We start from the raw sequence: 16,746 nt of genomic DNA on the forward strand, positions 1-16,746 counted from the left end.
TATCGCATGCTGATTGTGCCTACCCTCTTTGGAGAATGGGTGCTCTTGCGGGAGTGGGGCCGCATCGGCAGCGGCGGCACCGTACGGGCTGACCCCTTTCCCAATGCCGGAGCCGCGCTGCTTGCGATGCAGGCTCTTGTGAGAGCCAAGGTTCGCCGCGGTTACCAGTCCCTCCAAGAATCCTTGCCAGCGACAATGATCTGAAGATGTCCAAGGTCAGCTATTTTCAGCGGTTCTCCCAGCGCGAGAACCATGTAACCAACAACACCTTGCTGGTGCTGCGGTATCTCTACCAATCGTCGCCCCTCAAGCTGCAGCAAGTTCTCTCAAGCTTTCTGGATGACGAGCTGGAGATCGGCCTCTCGTTCGAGCAGCAGGTCCGCAAAAGCGTGAGTGTCCCGGACGCAGTGATCGAGCAGAAGCCGTTCCGCATTGTGATTGAGACGAAACTCGGCAATGGGCTGGATCACGACCAGATCCGCCGCCATGTCACCAGCATGCAGGCCGACCCGATTGGCAGCCATTTTCGCTCAATCCTGATCGGGTTGACCCGAGGCGCGGTGACCGACGCCGCCGAGGCCGAACTGCGGGACTTTGCCCAGCAGCATGGCGTGCAGTTTGTGGCAGTGACCTTTGAGGATCTCCTGGTCGCGCTCAGGGAAGCATGCGCCGAGCATGAGGTAGGTCTGCTCGCGATCATCGAGGATTACCGCGGTTTTCTCGAAAGCGAGAACCTGCTGGATGACCGGGCGCGGTGGGTGGTGGTTTTCCCCTGTGGGACATCCTACGCGGAAAATCAGCGACTTAAGCTCTATTACGAGGGGCCTGACCGCGCTTCCCGACGCGCTTGCCGTTACCTTGGCATCTATCGCGACAAGACGGTGTCGCTGGTGGGCGAGATCGTTGCCGTCCTGATCTGCTCCTATGACGCCGGTACGGTGCGGGTTGATCACCGGGAGCTTGGGCAGGAAACCCCCGAGATGCTCGTCAGGATCAAGCAGGCGTTTGAGGAAACCCCCTATTACGACCTCCGCCCCTACCCCCTCCGGTTCTACTTGACCGAGCAGTGGGCGCCCTGCCGGTTCGCCAAAGCATCACGCGGCGGCATCATGGGAGCCAGATATATTGATCTGCTGGAACACGGGTTCGAGCGACGCCAGCTCGCGGGGCAAAGCGCAATAACGGTAGCGCAGGCGCTGGATAGCGAGGTGTTTCGCTAGGGCTATGGTGGCGTGTCGGCGGGGTCTGCTGCCAACTCGGGAAATCAGTGAGATAGCGCTTAAGGGCAAGCCGGAGGGCCTTGTGGACCTTCACGAGCGGGCTCGCAATATCATTTGTCACGGCGGCGACAACGCCTCCTTGTTTGTCGCCAATAAGGGATCGTCCGATCACCATCTCGCCCAAGTGCGCTGGCGGGGCGTACCAAATTTTGTCGAGAACATATCCGTCGGTACTGTCGACCCGACCATGCTTGGCGGCAAAGGCGACCTGGCGGAGCATCCGGAAGCCTGCGACTTTCTCGGTCTTGTCGCGATAGTCCTTGACTGCCTGTTGCAACGCGCCACGATCGGCGTGCTGAACCGCGAGAGCTTGCTCGGGCAGGTGGTAGACCAGCAGCGCGGCGACAATCGCCTTCCTGACGCTTTGCGGGTCGTCGTAGGCGTCCTGGACCGTGGAGGCGACGATCAAATGATAGAAGCGACGCGGCGACAACCCGATCGGGCGGTGCCACGGGTTAGGTATCGGCGGTGGCGAATCCTGCTCCATTGACGCCTCTACGAAACAGTTAGCAGCTAGGCGCCATTCACTACCGCGCCATTCCGCAGATTTGCAGCGCCATTCGCTTATAGGGCGTCATGTTGCCCGGCGGTGGGGTGCAGGTGGAAACGACTGCGTCTCCTAGGGGCGTCATCACGACGAGCTGACACGAGGGGAAGCACTGGCACAAACTGGCCTCGGCACGGGTCGACCGCAGGTGGCGGCGCACGAGCCATCCGTCAGAGGCCCCCATGACCGAGATTGTTATCAAGACCTGGACGCATTTTTCCCGCGAGCAGCTCTACCATCTGGTCTGGTCCGAGCCGGCCCGGGAATTGGCGACGCAGCTTGGCGTCTCCGAAGCGACCTTGGTGAAGCATTGCCGGAACCACCAGGTGCCGATTCCAGGCCGGGCCTACTGGACCAAGCGCGCGGCCGGTGAATCCCCGCCCCAGCCCAAGCTTACGCCCGGCGACCTGTTCACCGAAAACGTCGTCCGGTTCTACTCAGCCCCCTCCCCTGTGTTTGCGGCGCGGGTGAAGGCGCTCGCGGAGGCCTATCCAGCCCCGACCGTCGAAGAGCTCCGCCAGCGTCTTGCCACGCGGCTGGGTCAACTGACCACGCCGAAAACCCTCAAGGAGCCGCACCGCGCGGTACGGGTGCTGGTGGAACGCGACGCGGCCTTGTTGCGCTCTCCGGGTGGCTGGGCGCGTGGCGTCTATCAGTCGCCCTATCAGCAGCGCCGCCTGCGCATCCTCAACGGAATCTTCCTCGGGGTTTCACGGGCCGGCGGCATTCCGCGCCTAAGCGGCTACGAAGCCTCGAACATCCGCTTTGAAATGGGCGGCCACTATCTCGACGCGACGCTTGAGGTGCCCCGAGGCGGCAGTGCGGGTTCGTTCAAGCCAACCTGGACCACGGAGGCGGAGCCCAAGCGCCTGGTGTTCACGCTCGACACCCGCAACCTGCAGATCGAGGGAAAAACCCGCTGGCGCGACGAGAATGACGTGCCGCTCGAGGACCAGGTGACGGAGATTGTGCTGGGCATTGGGGAGGTCGCTGAGCGGCTGCACCGCGAGGAGCTACGCCGCGCAGAGCAATGGCGGCGTGAGCACGAGGCCTGGAAGGCCGCGGAAGAACGCAAACGGCGCGAGGAAGCCGAACGACAGCGACGCGAGCGGTTGGCGGCGGAGGCGCAGGCCAGGCTGGATGCGCTGTTGGGGGATGCCGATAACTTGGGACGGGCGGAGCGGCTCAGGGCTTATGTCGAGCAGGTGCTGGAGCGGCCTCCGTCCGACGTCTCGCCGCAGTCTCTCCACGTATGGGCCGCCTATGTGCGTGCGGAAGCGGACCTGCTGGACCCCCGGACGTCGGGTCGGTTGACGGCCTCGATTGAGGAGGCGTTGCAGGCCGGCATGATCACCGAGACCTGATGCTCCCTAGCGCCCGGTAGTCCGCTCGCCTGAGGACGTGGTCCCACTGACGAGTTTGGCCAACGCCTCGCGGGGATTAGCGAGGATCTCCATGCAGCGCAGATAGTAGCGTTGTTCCGCCAGCTCGCACGGTGCAGCGCTCACCGCGCTCTGCATCCTCAGTTGTTCCTCGCGTGCCAACGCGCTGAAATCACCAGAATGATCTCCGGATCGACGCAACGACGTTAGTCTATAGTCAAGAATCAGCCGACTTAGCAGTCGCAATAGCTGCGATACTCTGCCAACAGATGCATTTGCGCCGGAACCTACTAGCCTTGAGGCCCTCTAGCTCCGGTAGACCTCAAAAATTACAACACCAAAGACGAACAGTGACGCTGTTGCACGCTGAGGTGCTCCCTGAGCTTAATTGCCGCCCGGCGAAGTCCCACGTCGCAATATATCCCTGGTCACCACTGGCGACACTTGTCCAGTTATTACAGTTGTTTCCTGAGAACGCAGAAGCATGTTGAACCCAGCCATTTGCTGTGCCTTCTACAAATGCATCACCAACAAAAACGGGGGTCCGAGCCATACGGTATCCAGTACCAAATTCAGCGGCGCAAACAGCATTGGCGCCGCTAACCCCACCAAAATTGGGCGTATAGGTGCTGGGGGTTAATTTGCACCCACGTGGTGTTGGATTTGCACTGCCCGACGAGATTGATTTCCAGGTCTGAGCATAAGCCAAATTCGCAGACACAAATAATATCGAGGCGGTCATTAATATTTGTCTCATCAGCACTCCTTCATAGACTGCAATAATACCAACGGCCCTCATTCCTGACCGATATGGGCCCATTCGCGCTTGCCGATGGATGTGATGGTTCTGGGCTGACCGAGGAGGCGGTTCCATGCTTCGCAAGCAGCGTCGATGATGTCGTCGTAGGTGTCGAAGACGCGGTTTGAGAGCCAGTTCGCGCGCAGATACTGCCAGATGTTCTCGACCGGGTTCAGTTCGGGCGAGCGCGAGGGCAGGAAGATCAGCGAGATGTTTTTCGGCACGACGAGCTTGGCCGTTGTGTGCCATCCGGCACGGTCGAGCAGCAGGACGGCATGGGCGTCCTTCGCGACCGTGCTGGCGATCTCGTCGAGATGGGCCTGCATGGCGTGGGTATCGGCGAAGGGCATGGCGAGCGCCGCGCCGACGCCGCGTGCCGGGCAGATCGCCCCGAACAGATAGGCGCTCTCGTAGCGCTGATCGGCGGGCTGGCGCGGCCTGGTTCCGCGCCTGGCCCATTGCCGGACCAGGCCGTTCTTCTGGCCGATGCGGGCTTCGTCCTGGAACCAGAGTTCGATCGGCGTGCGCTTCGGCACATGAGCGAGATGGGCCTTCAGGGTCACCGCGAAGTTTTTTTGAACGCTTCGATCACGCGCGCGTCCTGCGCCGGGTGGTGCGGGCGCGCGCTGATGTGGGAAAAGCCGATCTGCTTTAAAAGCTTGCCGATCGTGCGCTCGTGATAATCGACACCGAAGCGCTCGCGAACGACCTTCTGCAGGTCGATGCGCCGCCAGCGCACCACGCCATCGACGGCCCGGTCGGGGCCCGTCTCGACGATGGTCGCCAAGGCGGCGAGCTGATCGGTCGAGAGCCTGGGCGGATGTCCCTTGGAGCGGATGTCCTTCAGCCCGTCGGGTCCGCCTTCGTTGAACCGGTGAACCCAGTCGCGCAGCGTCTGGCGGTCCATGCCGCCGATCCGCGCGGCCTGCTCCCGATCCATCCCGTCCAGAACCGCCGCCAGCGACAGAAGCCGGCGGCTCTGGCTGGCGTGCTTCGACCCCGCCGCCAGCCGGCGCAGGTCCACGGCCGAATAGTCTGTTCGAAGCTTCACCGCAGCAGCCATGGCCCCAATCCTCCTCGCGCCCATCGAATCAGCGAAACCAGCCGCCGAAAAGACCCCGTGAGTCAGCCTCAGCGCCCGTTGGTATAATATGTTCGGCCATCACTCCCAATAGCCACAGCACCTACGTTAAAACCAGAGCAGCTGCTACCCTCGAGAGCCGAGCCCTCACACACCACCAGCTCACCGCTACTCGTGCGCGCCAGTTCGCCAGGCCGGGTGCAGGCCGCGCCCGAGGTCACCGTCCGGTTCAACCCTCCTTGGATTGCGCCCAAGCCATTGATGGTCAGATTGGTGGCCGAGACATTGCTCGAGCTGACCATCACCGCACTCAACGTGTTGAGCCCCAAGCCGCCCGAACCAAAGTTCGCCACGTTGCTGCCGCCGACGGTGACGCTCACGCTGTTCGCCCCGGCCACAACGCTGGTGGTGCCGCTGGTGATGCGGTCAGCCGACCCGCCCCCGGTCACCGGCTGACCGTTCACGGTCAGGTTGGTCACGGAAATATTGGTCGAGCTGACCTGCACGGCGCTCAAAGTGTTGAGTCCCAGCCCGGCCGAGCCGAAATTAGCGACGTTGCTCCCGGCCACGTTCACCGCCACGCTGCTGGCACCCGTGACCACACTGGTGGTGCCGCTGGTAATGCGGTCGGTGGCGACGGTTTGGGAGATGGTGCCAACCGGTGGGATGAAACAGCGGTAAACGTAGTTATTCGAGATAGAAGCAGAGCCAGGGTTAGTCAAATTCATAAATCCGCAACCGCCCGCACTTGCTTCCGATGTCCAATAGTTTGTATCGGTGGGCACAAGACCCAGGGAAACGCCAGCACGGAGCTCCGCGAATGTAGTCAATCTTGCGCCAAACGACTGCAAACACTGATTGTGAGCATTCAGACACGTATCAGCAGTCTGGTTCGCTGTATTGATGCATCCCAGCACCTGGCTGGCACTGGTGATCATGGTGAACCCGGCCGGGCAGCTAAACGTCGTCCCGCCGCCACCTCCCCCGCTCAGCGTTACCCAGCTCGTGCCGTTACAGCTTTCCGTGGCGGCGCCATTGGACCGGATGGCGCCAATGCTGGCGCTGTCACACACGGTCGAGAAGCCCGGGCGAATGCTGCCGCCCGTGGTGCGCGAGGTATCGAAGGAAATTCCCTGCGCCCACACGGCGCCGCTGAGAGCGGCCAGGGTCAGACCGAAGCTGAGGGCGGAGCGGAAAAAGCTAGCGCGCATCGACTGCAGGCCCACCGTCCGCAATCATGCCGCCGTACCGGATATCCCCCGGCACAATCAGTCCGCTGCTCACGATCCGCGCGGCGGGCTGGCCCTTGATGATGAACACGACTTCGCCCTTGACCTGGTCGATCTCGATGCGAGTCTGCTCAGACGCTGATAGCACCCCAAGGGGAGTTAGCAGCAAACCGAGCATCATCATCCACGAAAACATAATGTTAAAGTCAAGGAACGCGGGTCGACAGTCAAAGGGGATGCTTACGAGATAGGCAACATTCCATTGCCCATTGATCCCGCAGCGCAGGCCACCGTAGGCTGGTTGCCTAAGTGTCAGCGGATTTTCGCTTGGTGCGATGGAGCCCCTTTTGATGAAGTCCTGGCTATTGCGTGCGATGCTCGGGTTGGCAATCTGCGTGGGGTTCGCCCCCGGCTTGCAAGCCAACGAGGTCCTCTTCGGCATCAACAGCAACTGGTTGGTGCTCAAAGACGAGGAGCGCAGCGAGGTCCTGACCTTGCGCATTTTCGGCCGCTGGATCGACGGCACTGTCACCGACGGCAGCAACACGAACATTGTAAACCTGGACTGCTCGACGCATGGGGCCATCGTCAGGTTCTCGCTGCCGACCGGGCTGTGGGGACGGCTTGGCCTCTTCGACATCGGTGACGGGCAGCGGGCGTCGCTCGCATTCGCGGAGCCTGTCGCTACCGGGCCAAGGGCGCTGGGGACTCCCTTGCCGATGCGCGCGGCGCGCAATGAGCTGGTATCGGCCGACCTGGAGCTCAACCCAAGGTCGCCGCTGTTTCAACCCGCACGCGCCAATCTGCTGTTGCGGATCAGCTCAAGCGGCCGGTCGTTCGATTTTCGGCTCGAGAAACGCGACGCAATCGATCAGATGATCAAGCAAAGCCTGCGAGGGCAAAACGTCCCGCTCGCAGAGTACTCGGACGTTGAAGCCTACGCGCTCTGCGCCGAACACATCCAGTTCGTCCGAACCTCCCAGCGGCGCATTGACGCCGAGCGCGGTCGCCAGTTCCCGCTGCCTCGCCTGACCCCAGGGACCCCCTACACTACCGCCCGCGCGTCGCTCATCCGCCTTGGGTGGTCCCCCATCATCGCCGATAAGGCGGACTGGTGCGCGCCCAACGATGAGCGATGCGAAGGCCGGCCGGAGATGGTCGCCTGCGCCGGGACCGGCCTTGCCCAATGTGCATTCGCCTGGCAGCGGGGTGCCACCACAATGCACGTGTTCACACAAGGCGAAGGCGCCAACAACGGCGTTACCGGAGCACGCTGCGAGGCTGGCTGCGGCCGCCGTTAGCGAGCGCCACGCGCCCAACCCCCTTGATTGTCGGAGTGTTGTCGGTGTTAAAGCGGCATGCCGAGCCCGGCGAAACGCTTGAGTTTCTCTGGCCGGCGCCGCTGGCGCGATACCGAGCAGGGACTTTCTCCTGCGAGGCTGGACACATGTCCGCCGCAGGTCATCGCAAGTGGTCGGGTGATGAGTGCCCATGGCATCGGAACACCTCTTTGCGTTTGTAATGAAGGGCATTGGCGCTACCATGGTAAGGGGTTGTGCAGGAGCGCGAGCCGGAGCCTCTGTTGACGTTGGAATGAACGCGGATCGGCTTCACCACTGCTGTGCCCGGCGTTGATGGGGAAAGATCATGCTGCGGGTTTTGAAGACAATCCTGCTTGCCGCCCTCGTCACGGGTGGCGCGCAAATGGCGTGGGGCCAAAGCTTTCCGGTGGCCGCGTTGCAGGCCTACGCCGACCTGAGACCAGCCTTGCTGCGCGGCGGCTGGCGGGTGGTCGAACAGGACGTCTCGCGTAACCCGGACGGCAGTTGGCAGCACGGATATCCCGAGATCCTATGCGGCAATCGTATTTGCTCGGCGAATTGGAAGGACCGTGGCGGCCGCGAAATGATCATTGTGCTTTGGTGGGATAACAGGGGCATCTATCGGGTGGCACCACAACAGTGACACGCTGACTGTCTCAGCAATTACCGCCATCACGGCCATTCGGGCATCCGCTGTACGTTGCGGCTGTGGCAGACCGCACAGATCGAGCGCTTCCCCGCGGTCGGGAATGGCTCATCGTCCCCTGCCCTGATGGCCTCAAAGCTCAGCACGCCGGAGCGGCCGCAGCTCACGCACCAGAGCCGCACGCCGGTCACGCCCAGGGTGCGCAGGTGCCCCACCGTGGGCGGCACCGGGGGCTTGGCGGGCTCCGTCGAACGCAAGACGCGCGCGCCGTGGCGCAGCGTGACCACCCTCCCCTGCCGTTCCCTGACGGCCGCCTCATAGGCCGCGATCGCCACCGTGGCATGGTTCACCACCGCCATGACCTCGTGGATCTTGTCGCCCTCCCAGACCTCGACCTTGAGTAAGCGGTGTTTTGACCGCACCTTCTTCGCGGCGAGCTGAGGCCCCAGTCTGACGATCCTGATTTGGAGGATCGTTTTGTGTCTAGACTTGACCATAGACTTGAGCCTGAGAGCGAGGTGCGTCGCTTCGAGGTGATCACGGGGGCGGTAGGCCGGCGGCGGTGGAGCTCCGACGATCGGGCGCAGATTATTGAAGAGACGCTGGTTCCCGGAGCGGTCGTCTCTCAGGTTGCGCGCCGGCATGGCCTGACGCCACAACAGTTGTTCACCTGGCGCCGCGCGGCGCGCAAGGCCGCGGAGGCGTTGCCGGCCTTCGTGCCGGCGGTGGTCATTGCCGAACCGGCTCACACGGAGCCGCCGGCGGCATCGGCGCGCCGAAAGCGGCACAGAGGCCCCCCTCGGCGCTCGGCAGCGATCGAGATCGACGTGTCCGGGGTCAAGGTGACGATCGAGAATGGGGCCTCGCCGGCGACGATCGCCGCGGTCATCGGCGCGTTGAAGGCCGGATCGTGATCGGCCCGAGCGGTGCGGTGCGCGTGATGATGGCGACGCGCCCGGTCGACTTCCGGAAGGGAGCGGAGGGATTGGCGGCGTTGGTTCGCGAGACCATGGGCGCCGATCCGTTCTGCGGCACGGTCTACGTGTTCCGGGCGCGGCGCGCCGACCGGGTCAAACTGGTCTACTTCGATGGAACGGGCGTCTGCCTCTTCTCCAAGAGGCTGGAGGACGGCAAGTTCCAGTGGCCGGCCATCGCCGACGGTGTCGTGCACCTCAGCGCAGCGGAACTCTCGGCCCTTCTCGAGGGTCTGGACTGGCGCCGCGTCCACACGGCCAGGCGGGTGACGGCGCCGGCCGTGGCGGGATGAGCATGATCGATGGACGGACCGCGCTCTATTGCTGGTAAGCTGCTGGCGTCCATGATTGAATCCGCTTCATGGCCGAGCCTGCTTCGCCCTCCGACGACCCCAAAACCCTGCTGGCTCTTCTGGCCGAGGAGCGGGCCGAGAACGAGCGGCTGCGCCAGATCATCCGGGCGATGCAGCGTCACCGCTTCGGCCGTCGGGCCGAGAGCCTCCCCGAGGATCAGCTTCTCCTCGGCCTTGAGGAGGCCGAGCAGACCGAGGCGGAGGGTTTTGGCGTCGAGGAAGCCGTCGATCCTGCAAAACAGACCGAGGGGGTCCGGAAGCGGCGCGGCAACCGCGGGGCCTTGCCGGCGCACCTGCCGCGCGTCGAGCGGGTCGTGGACATCCAGGACAAGACCTGCCCCTGCTGCCGGGGCGCGCTGCATGCCATCGGCGAGGATGTGTCCGAGCGCCTCGACGTCGTCCCCGCCCAGTTCCGCGTGATCGTGACGCGGCGGCCGAAATACGCCTGCCGGACCTGCGAGGAGGTGGTGGTGCAGGCGCCGGCGCCCGCCTGGCTCGTCGAGGGCGGCATCCCGACCGAGGCCACCGTCGCCCATGTCCTTGTCGCGAAATACGCCGATCACCTTCCGCTCTACCGCCAGGCCCAGATCTATGCCCGCCAGGGCGTGAACCTGGATCGCTCGACCTTGGCCGACTGGGTCGGCAAGGCCGCTTTCCTGCTGCGGCCCGTGCATGCGCGGCTCCTCGAGCGCCTGAAGGCGTCGGATAAGCTCTTCGCCGACGAGACCACGGCACCGGTGCTCGACCCCGGCCGTGGCCGGACCAAGACCGGCCAGCTCTTCGCCTATGCCCGCGACGACAGGCCCTGGGGCGGATCGGATCCGCCTGGCGTGGCCTATCTCTACGCGCCCGACCGCAAGGCCGAGCAGACGATCCGGCATCTCCAGGGCTTCGCGGGCACGCTGCAGGTCGATGGCTATGCCGGCTACAAGGTCCTGGCCGAGCGCAACGCGGTGAGCCTGGCATTCTGCTGGAGCCACGTCCGGCGCAAGTTCTACGAGCTTGCCCAATCCGGCTCGGCGCCGATCGCCACGCAAGCGCTCGCGCGCATCGCGGCGCTCTATCAGGTCGAGGCCGACATCCGCGGCCGCCCGCCCGAGGAGCGTCGTGTCGCCCGGCAGGCCAGGAGCCGCCCCATCATCGCGGCGCTGGAGCCATGGCTCAGAGAAAAGCTCGGGCTCGTCAGCCAGAAGAGCAAACTCGCCGAAGCCATCCGCTATGCCCTCTCGCGCTGGGCCGGCCTCTCCCGCTTCCTCGACGACGGTCGTGTCGAGATCGACTCCAACGTCGTCGAGCGCGCCATCCGGCCGATCGCACTCAATCGCAAGAACGCGCTCTTCGCCGGCTCCGACGGCGGCGGCGAGCACTGGGCCGTCATCGCCTCGCTCGTGGAAACCTGCAAGCTCAACGCCATCGATCCGCAAACCTATCTCGATGACGTCATTGCCCGCATCGTCGTCGGCCATCCCCAGACCCAGATCGACGGCCGGCTGCCCTGGGCCTACGCACCCCAGCCGCTCAAGGCCGTGGCCTGAAAACAGCGGTTACGCTTGACCGGGATGCGGATGCTCCCAACCCGCCAGCAGGTGGCCCAAGCCGACCATAACTCTCACGGTTGCGGCGTAGCCAAGTCGCCTCGGCCGGGCGAGGAGAATGATTCAACTGCCTGTTGATCGGTGATCTATCATACAGTTTAATGAACGAAGCTTTGCGTCGGTCTCCTTTTCAGGTGAGCAGCAGCACGGATGCGTCCATGAAAACGATCAATCTCCTCCTTCTCACCGGCAATGTCGGACAGGACCCGCGGCAGGTCGGCAAGGTGGTCCGCTTCCCGGTAGCAACCGATCGCGTCTGGCGCGATGAAGCTGGCCAGACCAAATCGGCGACAGATTGGGTCACCGTCACGGTCTTTGGCGGGAAGACCAGCCAGTTCGTCCTCGACCAGGTGCGCAAAGGCCAGGCCGTCTCCATCCAGGCCCATGTCGCCGAAAGCTCTTACGAGAAGTACGGGTCGACCCACTACGCCACGGACGTGATTGCGGACCGCGTGGACCTGCTCGGAGGGAGCAGCGAAAGCACTGCATGAACGTCAGAACGATTGTCACCGCTGGCGTGATCGCCGGCATGTCCGGGCACGCCGTCGCGCAACTTGGTTCGGCACCGGCACCTGCGGACCGCTATTCCCCTCCACCAACAGCATCCACGTCGCCGATGCGCGTGGACGTCCTGTCCGCGACCAGCTTCATCGATGTCGAATCCCGGCAGACCTATCGTCTCTATGGAATCGATGCCTGCGGCCTGGCGCAGAAGGCGACGCTGGGCAGGCAGGCGTGGGGCTGTGGCATCGTCGCCATGGCTTGGCTGACGACAGCCACGCTGAACCGCTGGGTCGTCTGCACGCCGATCCGCGAGGAAGCCAACCTCAAGATCGCCCGGTGTGCGACCGGGGACGTCCCGGACCTGGCCGCCGAAATGCTGAAGGCCGGCCATGCGGTGAACCTGCCGGGAGCCGAGGATCGCCTGATCCCGACCTATGCCCGGCACGAGAGAGACGCGCGAACTGCCTATCGCGGCCTTTGGGCCAGCTCGTTTCAGATGCCTTGGATTTGGCGCCAGTCGCCACGGGAGCCTGTCCGACCATGACCAGCCTGCGTGTCCTCTCGCTCTCGGCCGTGAGCCTCCTCACAGCGGCGTGTGCTTCACATACCGGCGGGCCGGTGTCAGCGATCCCCTATGTGCCGCCCTCCGACGCCTATCGCGAGCCGGCATCGGTGGACGGGCGTCACCAGCAATATGCTCCCGGCTATCAGCGCTTCCCGCCGATCATGACCGAGAGGACCGGCTACCCCACCCAGGAGCAGGCGAATTTCGCTTTGCAGCGGTCGCGATGGATCAGCACCCCCATCAACCGAGTTGCCGTCGTTTCCGCCTCGCCGTCTGCCGTTGCCTCCGACGCGAGGGCCGCCGGCGTCCGACTGTTCGCCTGTCGGCGCGGCGGCCTTGACGGGGTCACCGGCCATGTTACCCGCTACCGCTGGCCTATCGTCGTCTGTTCTTCGGATCTGCTCAGCGCTGAAGGTCGGGTTCTCGCTCGCGTGCCGCTGAATTTCTACTACTGGCAACGCGCCTGGCATGTTTACGACCCCCAGCTGAGCTATCGGTCTGTGCCTTGGATCGGCTATGAGCCCTCCCCTCCCCGCAGCCGCGGCTGGTTTGGCGATCGCTATTGAGCGGCAGCCGGCATTCTTACCCCTTCACAAACGGGATCGCTGCATCATAGAATGATCGGCAGTTCACTAAACAGAACACGAGCCGATGCTTCCGCGATCGCTTTCCATTCTAACGACGACCCTGTGTGCCGGCCTGCCCGTTGGAACGCCGCAGGCGAACGCCGATCCGAACAAATGGCGTCCTGTCAGCTATTCCGACCTTCAGCTCCCCGGTGAAGCCGCCCTGCCCTACGCCTCCCTCTGGTCGGATCAGCTCCAGCGCAACAATCGAGCCTATGAAGCGCGCGGCGATCGTCGCTTTGCTGCCGCCAATGCGCCGGCCGCCGCCAGCTATATCGTCGTCCGCAGCCCCTCCAGGGTCGCGGTGCTGTCGGTGCTTCACACTCTCACGAGCTGCACCACCCTGCGCACGGACAGGGTCGCGAATACCGTACTCAAGAAATGCCCCATGCGGCTCGCCGTCTATGGGCAAGGTGCCTCGATGGTCGCGAACGCCGACCAGGGCTGCTTCATCGAGTACGGACGATCGGATTCCGCACAACCGGATCTCGTGCGCAACATCACCATGGGCGCCTACGAGATGGAGACCCGGACCATCCGAGCGGGGACCATCTTCGCCGGACGACGGGCCGAGGAATGCCAATTCCGCGTGCCGGTGCCTGCGCCGCAATAGGAGACATCGACGATGCCCCGCCGGAGCCTTCCTGGACCTGACATGCCGAGATGCCGCGCGGCCGGTGCCGACGGTAAAGGCAACCCTGCGGGCGCGCAGAGCGCGGCCTTGACCGCCGCCGGCACGCGCGGCCTCCGAGCGGCATCAGCTCGAAGGAGGCTCGGCATGTTCACGCTCGTCGCACTCTACGCTTCACTGGCCGGTCTCCCCATGGACCAGAGCCTTGCGCAGGCGCTTGATCCCTTGGCGGCTCCCCGCGGCGTCTATGTCGTGCAGACCCGATCCTGCACGGACCAAGGCATCGGAGCGCTCGAAATGATGGAGTTCGACGGCACCTCGATCATGGTCAATCGAGCCTCCTGCAATATTGCAAGCGCGCGCCGCTCGGGCAGCACCTTTGAAGCGAGTTGCGCGGAGCCGGGGAGCCCGCCGGAGACCACCACGCTCACCATCAACCGCCCAGCCGATCAGTCGCTTTCCATCAATGGCGCGACCTATAAATTCTGCCCGAGGCGTTGAGATGCGGGGTTCTGTTCCAGCTATCGCAGCTTTGGCTCTCGCCGCGATTCAAGTCTCCGCGTTCGGTCAATCCGCGAATTATGTGCGTGACGGCTCGTCATGCGATCTGAATGACGGCACGACCCTTCGGGAGCTTTGCCCGAACGGCATGGGTCTGCCGACCTACCCGTCCACCCAGGATATGATGACGCGCAGCCCGAACATCGCGAACATGGTCGTCGATGCCGCCAACCAATATGGCGTCGATCCTCGATTGGCCCTGGCCGTTTCGGCTCATGAAGGAGCGATGTCAGCGTGCGCCGGATCGTTCTCGGGTGTCCAAGGCCCAATGCAGCTCACGCAGGCGACCGGTCGAAGCTACGGAATGGATCGCGGCGTCCTCTCACAGAACATTAAGGGCGGGATGCTGACCCTGAAGGCCGCCATTAAATCCTGCGGTGGCAGCTCAAATATCCGCTGCCTGGCGGATCGCTACAACGGTAGCACGGAGTCGCAGCGCCGGAATTGGACGAATGATGTGACCCGGCGCTTGGCCGGCTTGCAGACAGCTTCGATCCCGGCCGGTTGCAACGGTTCAGCGGTTTGCTCGGGTCCCGGCGATTTTCCCGGCCAGAACCCCAATGGGTCGCAGATCGCTGGTGCCGGCGCACCGGCGCCGGCGAGCACCGATATCCGGGTGCCCGACGGTATGGTCTGATCGGCTAGATCCCGGTTCCGCGCAGGTGGCGGGCCGGGCCGCCCTGCATCGGAAGCGATCAATGCAACGCGGAGGCGCCAGCACCATTCAGATAGGATAGGCCTTGTTCCACCACGCCGGGCTCCAACTGCGCCGGCACGACCTCGGCCAGTTCCATGGCCACCAGCGGCCAGAACATTAGCTCGCTGTGACGTTCCTCGAACAGCGCGCGGACCAGGAATTGCCCGATCACCAAGGCGCCTGTCTGGCGATCGCACCGTTCACGGAGAAAGCGGGTCACTTCCAGATAGCTCGGCGTAGTATCTCCCTCTACGAGAGGCTGCATCTGGTGGAATAATTTAGTCGCTAACCTTTGCCTATCCATTGCTCCAACGCCGCCTTTTCGTGGATACCGCGACAATCATCAATTTAGCGGGGGTAGAATGCAAGTATAGGTTTCAATCCAATGCAAAAACGTGCGAGCAGCTTCCCGCTGTGGTTGTAGGATTAGACTTATTATTCCCTTAGCGTTTCTTCGGAGCGCGGGGCTTGCTCGAAGGGCCGGGCTTGGCTTCAACGGGAGGCTTGGGCGACTTTCCCGGCGTCTTGCTGTTATCGCCATAGAGGTGAAGGAACGACTTCCTCGCCGCCTTGGTCGCTTCGATGTGCTGCGAAATGTCGTCGTAGCTCAGGCCGTTCTTGTTCAGGTCATCGCGAACCTGGTCTTCGTCGCTGCTGCGGCCAAGCAGATCCCAAACCGACATATTCAGTTGCCGCGCGATCCGCTCCACCGTCACAATGGTCGGATTTCCTTTGCCTGTTCTTAATTGATAAAGCGTGCCGCGGGACAGGCCGATAACCTGGGCCAGCTCTTTCAGCCCGCTATATTTCGCCTCGATCTGCCGGAGACGCAGAGCGAGCAGCACCGACAGCCAGCCCTCTTCATCGTCGTCATTGGTGGTGATAGGCATCTCGCGAACATCCGGCTTTCTGGAGAGTGAACCGACCTCTTCGGTTTCATTCTAATGTTTAGTGAATCGCGATGTGCCGTCAATTCGTACCCAATCATCTAGCGGACGTGCATAGAGCGGAAAGAGGGCGTTCCCCTGCCCTCCCCCGAAAACCTGATCGGCGGTGCCCCCTACTTCGGGCTGCGGATCTTGCGCGAACTCGCCAGGCGTGGAGCCACCATCCTGCGACCAGCGAGAAGGTCAGGTAATACACGCCGCTGTTCAATGATCGCACCGACGGTGTCGCGGCAGGCTCCCATGTCTTCGTCAGCGATCGCAATTGCGGCAAATGCGGGAATGCTGTATTTTGCAGATGAAACGGGAGCCCGCCATGAACACCTATTCGACCAGCGACCTGTCGCGGAAAGCCGGCGACATCATTGCCGATGCGATGAGGCGCCCTGTCACCATCACCCAGCGGAACAAGCCCCGCCTCGTTCTGCTCAGCATTGAGGACTATCGCCGCCTGACCGAGCGAGCCGACACCCGCACGGCCGGAACGCTCGAATCCATGCCCGACGACCTGTTCCAGGACATCAAGATGGAACTTGACCGCTACGAGCGAGAAGGCGACGCATCGTGAGCTTCGACGCTATCCAATTCGGGAGCGTTATCCGCTTCTCCTATCTCTGGACGCGCGAGGCGGTGAGCGGTGAGACCGAAGGCCGGAAAGATCGGCCGACCGCATTCGGGATGAGGGTTCCCAAGCCCAACGGCGAGGACCTGGTGGTCCTCTTTCCGATCACGAGCCAGCCGCCGCAGCCGGGGCGCTTCGCCGTCGAAGTTCCTGATATGGAAAAGCGCCGGGGCGGCCTCGACAGCGCCTTGCAGCTCTGGATCGTCTTGGACGACTACAACACCGATATTATTGGCCGATCCTTTCATCTGGAGCCCCTCCCCCCGCTCGGCCAGTTCAGCAAGGCATTCTTCCTTACGCTGATGCGCGAATTCGTCAGACTCAGATCCGAGGCGCGCGGCGTCGAACGCTGGCGTTAAGGGCGGTTCATCAAGATCATAGTGTCGGA

General features: G+C 63.3%; 23 protein-coding genes and 1 pseudogene. 17 read left to right on the top strand and 7 right to left on the bottom strand.

Features of this window, described 5'->3' with window-relative positions:
- The 4 genes from OZ671_RS28260 to OZ671_RS28275 form a co-directional block, all read left to right on the top strand.
- A partial coding sequence (locus OZ671_RS28260) for a WGR domain-containing protein (RefSeq protein WP_268863806.1) occupies positions 1-204 on the top strand: 204 nt, incomplete at its 5' end.
- A 2-nt stretch (positions 205-206) separates the two neighbouring features.
- Positions 207-1,220: a hypothetical protein gene (locus OZ671_RS28265; protein ID WP_268863807.1), complete on the top strand. Its 1,014-nt coding sequence runs from the start codon at positions 207-209 to the stop codon at positions 1,218-1,220.
- Between the two features lie 82 nt (positions 1,221-1,302).
- Complete coding sequence (locus tag OZ671_RS28270) at positions 1,303-1,770, top strand: hypothetical protein (protein WP_268863808.1); 468 nt, start codon at positions 1,303-1,305, stop codon at positions 1,768-1,770.
- Between the two features lie 239 nt (positions 1,771-2,009).
- The gene (locus OZ671_RS28275; protein WP_268863809.1) at positions 2,010-3,191 is read left to right on the top strand and encodes a hypothetical protein; all 1,182 of its coding nucleotides are present in this window, start codon (positions 2,010-2,012) and stop codon (positions 3,189-3,191) included.
- An 813-nt stretch (positions 3,192-4,004) separates the two neighbouring features.
- Here the strand turns inward: OZ671_RS28275 and OZ671_RS28280 are convergent.
- The 4 genes and pseudogenes from OZ671_RS28280 to OZ671_RS28295 all read right to left on the bottom strand — a co-directional run bounded on the left by OZ671_RS28280 (position 4,005) and on the right by OZ671_RS28295 (position 6,502).
- On the bottom strand, positions 4,005-4,742 hold the full coding sequence (locus OZ671_RS28280) for an IS630 family transposase (RefSeq protein WP_268863838.1): 738 nt from the start codon (positions 4,740-4,742) through the stop codon (positions 4,005-4,007).
- Positions 4,637-5,095: pseudogene (locus tag OZ671_RS28285) on the bottom strand (helix-turn-helix domain-containing protein); the annotation flags it as partial. The pseudogene OZ671_RS28285 and the gene OZ671_RS28280, both read right to left, overlap by 106 nt.
- Positions 5,096-5,139: 44 nt before the next feature.
- A complete protein-coding gene (locus tag OZ671_RS28290) occupies positions 5,140-6,315 on the bottom strand; it encodes a hypothetical protein (protein WP_268863810.1) in 1,176 nt (391 codons plus the stop codon).
- The gene (locus OZ671_RS28295) at positions 6,290-6,502 is read right to left on the bottom strand and encodes a hypothetical protein (protein WP_268863811.1); all 213 of its coding nucleotides are present in this window, start codon (positions 6,500-6,502) and stop codon (positions 6,290-6,292) included. Before OZ671_RS28295 ends, OZ671_RS28290 begins: the two co-directional genes overlap by 26 nt.
- A gap of 166 nt (positions 6,503-6,668) precedes the next feature.
- Here OZ671_RS28295 and OZ671_RS28300 point away from each other — a divergent pair, with 166 nt between their 5' ends.
- Both OZ671_RS28300 and OZ671_RS28305 read left to right on the top strand, forming a co-directional pair.
- Positions 6,669-7,619, top strand: a complete 951-nt coding sequence (locus tag OZ671_RS28300) for a hypothetical protein (RefSeq protein ID WP_268863812.1) — start codon at positions 6,669-6,671, stop codon at positions 7,617-7,619.
- Positions 7,620-7,965: 346 nt separating this feature from the next.
- Positions 7,966-8,283 (top strand): hypothetical protein, encoded by a 318-nt coding sequence (locus tag OZ671_RS28305; RefSeq protein ID WP_268863813.1) that lies wholly within the window; start codon positions 7,966-7,968, stop codon positions 8,281-8,283.
- Positions 8,284-8,312: 29 nt separating this feature from the next.
- Here the strand turns inward: OZ671_RS28305 and OZ671_RS28310 are convergent, their stop codons facing one another.
- Positions 8,313-8,783 (bottom strand): hypothetical protein, encoded by a 471-nt coding sequence (locus tag OZ671_RS28310; protein ID WP_268863814.1) that lies wholly within the window; start codon positions 8,781-8,783, stop codon positions 8,313-8,315.
- Between the two features lie 21 nt (positions 8,784-8,804).
- On the opposite strand from OZ671_RS28310, the gene tnpA reads away from it, so the two are divergent.
- The 9 genes from tnpA (at position 8,805) to OZ671_RS28355 (ending at position 14,732) form a co-directional block, all read left to right on the top strand.
- Positions 8,805-9,200 carry an IS66-like element accessory protein TnpA gene (gene tnpA, locus OZ671_RS28315; protein WP_268863815.1) on the top strand — a complete coding sequence of 132 codons (396 nt, stop codon included), beginning with the start codon at positions 8,805-8,807 and terminating at the stop codon, positions 9,198-9,200.
- Positions 9,197-9,553, top strand: a complete 357-nt coding sequence (gene tnpB, locus OZ671_RS28320; protein WP_268863816.1) for an IS66 family insertion sequence element accessory protein TnpB — start codon at positions 9,197-9,199, stop codon at positions 9,551-9,553. The genes tnpA and tnpB overlap by 4 nt, the downstream gene beginning before the upstream one ends.
- 68 nt (positions 9,554-9,621) lie before the next feature.
- Positions 9,622-11,148, top strand: a complete 1,527-nt coding sequence (gene tnpC, locus OZ671_RS28325; protein WP_268863817.1) for an IS66 family transposase — start codon at positions 9,622-9,624, stop codon at positions 11,146-11,148.
- Positions 11,149-11,366: 218 nt separating this feature from the next.
- The gene (locus tag OZ671_RS28330) at positions 11,367-11,699 is read left to right on the top strand and encodes a single-stranded DNA-binding protein (protein ID WP_268863818.1); all 333 of its coding nucleotides are present in this window, start codon (positions 11,367-11,369) and stop codon (positions 11,697-11,699) included.
- Positions 11,696-12,256 carry a nuclease gene (locus OZ671_RS28335; RefSeq protein WP_268863819.1) on the top strand — a complete coding sequence of 187 codons (561 nt, stop codon included), beginning with the start codon at positions 11,696-11,698 and terminating at the stop codon, positions 12,254-12,256. The genes OZ671_RS28330 and OZ671_RS28335 overlap by 4 nt, the downstream gene beginning before the upstream one ends.
- Positions 12,253-12,843: a hypothetical protein gene (locus tag OZ671_RS28340; RefSeq protein ID WP_268863820.1), complete on the top strand. Its 591-nt coding sequence runs from the start codon at positions 12,253-12,255 to the stop codon at positions 12,841-12,843. The genes OZ671_RS28335 and OZ671_RS28340 overlap by 4 nt, the downstream gene beginning before the upstream one ends.
- An 85-nt stretch (positions 12,844-12,928) precedes the next feature.
- A complete protein-coding gene (locus OZ671_RS28345; protein ID WP_268863821.1) occupies positions 12,929-13,516 on the top strand; it encodes a hypothetical protein in 588 nt (195 codons plus the stop codon).
- A gap of 165 nt (positions 13,517-13,681) precedes the next feature.
- On the top strand, positions 13,682-14,035 hold the full coding sequence (locus OZ671_RS28350) for a hypothetical protein (protein WP_268863822.1): 354 nt from the start codon (positions 13,682-13,684) through the stop codon (positions 14,033-14,035).
- A gap of 1 nt (position 14,036) precedes the next feature.
- Complete coding sequence (locus tag OZ671_RS28355; RefSeq protein ID WP_268863823.1) at positions 14,037-14,732, top strand: transglycosylase SLT domain-containing protein; 696 nt, start codon at positions 14,037-14,039, stop codon at positions 14,730-14,732.
- A gap of 58 nt (positions 14,733-14,790) precedes the next feature.
- On the opposite strand, the gene OZ671_RS28360 is transcribed toward OZ671_RS28355, so the two are convergent.
- Together OZ671_RS28360 and OZ671_RS28365 are read right to left on the bottom strand one after the other, a co-directional pair.
- Complete coding sequence (locus OZ671_RS28360) at positions 14,791-15,012, bottom strand: hypothetical protein (protein WP_268863824.1); 222 nt, start codon at positions 15,010-15,012, stop codon at positions 14,791-14,793.
- Positions 15,013-15,235: 223 nt separating this feature from the next.
- Positions 15,236-15,682, bottom strand: a complete 447-nt coding sequence (locus OZ671_RS28365) for a helix-turn-helix domain-containing protein (RefSeq protein ID WP_268863825.1) — start codon at positions 15,680-15,682, stop codon at positions 15,236-15,238.
- A gap of 370 nt (positions 15,683-16,052) precedes the next feature.
- Between OZ671_RS28365 and OZ671_RS28370 the strand changes: the two genes are divergently transcribed.
- Positions 16,053-16,304, top strand: a complete 252-nt coding sequence (locus tag OZ671_RS28370) for a type II toxin-antitoxin system prevent-host-death family antitoxin (RefSeq protein WP_268863826.1) — start codon at positions 16,053-16,055, stop codon at positions 16,302-16,304.
- The gene (locus OZ671_RS28375) at positions 16,301-16,717 is read left to right on the top strand and encodes a hypothetical protein (RefSeq protein ID WP_268863827.1); all 417 of its coding nucleotides are present in this window, start codon (positions 16,301-16,303) and stop codon (positions 16,715-16,717) included. Before OZ671_RS28370 ends, OZ671_RS28375 begins: the two co-directional genes overlap by 4 nt.
- Positions 16,718-16,746: the final 29 nt, after the last annotated feature.

The organism is Phreatobacter sp. AB_2022a, assembly GCF_026847585.1.
Taxonomy (GTDB): domain Bacteria; phylum Pseudomonadota; class Alphaproteobacteria; order Rhizobiales; family Phreatobacteraceae; genus Phreatobacter.

What these genes read in the sequence shown, in the direction of transcription:
- OZ671_RS28350 (WP_268863822.1), top strand. Translation starts at nt 13,682, where the DNA reads ATGTTCACGCTCGTCGCACTCTACGCTTCACTGGCCGGTCTCCCCATG.
- OZ671_RS28300 (WP_268863812.1), top strand. Translation starts at nt 6,669, where the DNA reads ATGAAGTCCTGGCTATTGCGTGCGATGCTCGGGTTGGCAATCTGCGTG.
- OZ671_RS28305 (WP_268863813.1), top strand. Translation starts at nt 7,966, where the DNA reads ATGCTGCGGGTTTTGAAGACAATCCTGCTTGCCGCCCTCGTCACGGGT.
- OZ671_RS28365 (WP_268863825.1), bottom strand. Translation starts at nt 15,682, where the DNA reads ATGCCTATCACCACCAATGACGACGATGAAGAGGGCTGGCTGTCGGTG.
- OZ671_RS28295 (WP_268863811.1), bottom strand. Translation starts at nt 6,502, where the DNA reads ATGATGATGCTCGGTTTGCTGCTAACTCCCCTTGGGGTGCTATCAGCG.
- OZ671_RS28340 (WP_268863820.1), top strand. Translation starts at nt 12,253, where the DNA reads ATGACCAGCCTGCGTGTCCTCTCGCTCTCGGCCGTGAGCCTCCTCACA.
- OZ671_RS28355 (WP_268863823.1), top strand. Translation starts at nt 14,037, where the DNA reads ATGCGGGGTTCTGTTCCAGCTATCGCAGCTTTGGCTCTCGCCGCGATT.
- OZ671_RS28370 (WP_268863826.1), top strand. Translation starts at nt 16,053, where the DNA reads ATGAACACCTATTCGACCAGCGACCTGTCGCGGAAAGCCGGCGACATC.
- OZ671_RS28310 (WP_268863814.1), bottom strand. Translation starts at nt 8,783, where the DNA reads ATGGTCAAGTCTAGACACAAAACGATCCTCCAAATCAGGATCGTCAGA.
- OZ671_RS28275 (WP_268863809.1), top strand. Translation starts at nt 2,010, where the DNA reads ATGACCGAGATTGTTATCAAGACCTGGACGCATTTTTCCCGCGAGCAG.
- OZ671_RS28265 (WP_268863807.1), top strand. Translation starts at nt 207, where the DNA reads ATGTCCAAGGTCAGCTATTTTCAGCGGTTCTCCCAGCGCGAGAACCAT.
- tnpC (WP_268863817.1), top strand. Translation starts at nt 9,622, where the DNA reads ATGGCCGAGCCTGCTTCGCCCTCCGACGACCCCAAAACCCTGCTGGCT.
- OZ671_RS28330 (WP_268863818.1), top strand. Translation starts at nt 11,367, where the DNA reads ATGAAAACGATCAATCTCCTCCTTCTCACCGGCAATGTCGGACAGGAC.
- OZ671_RS28335 (WP_268863819.1), top strand. Translation starts at nt 11,696, where the DNA reads ATGAACGTCAGAACGATTGTCACCGCTGGCGTGATCGCCGGCATGTCC.
- OZ671_RS28345 (WP_268863821.1), top strand. Translation starts at nt 12,929, where the DNA reads ATGCTTCCGCGATCGCTTTCCATTCTAACGACGACCCTGTGTGCCGGC.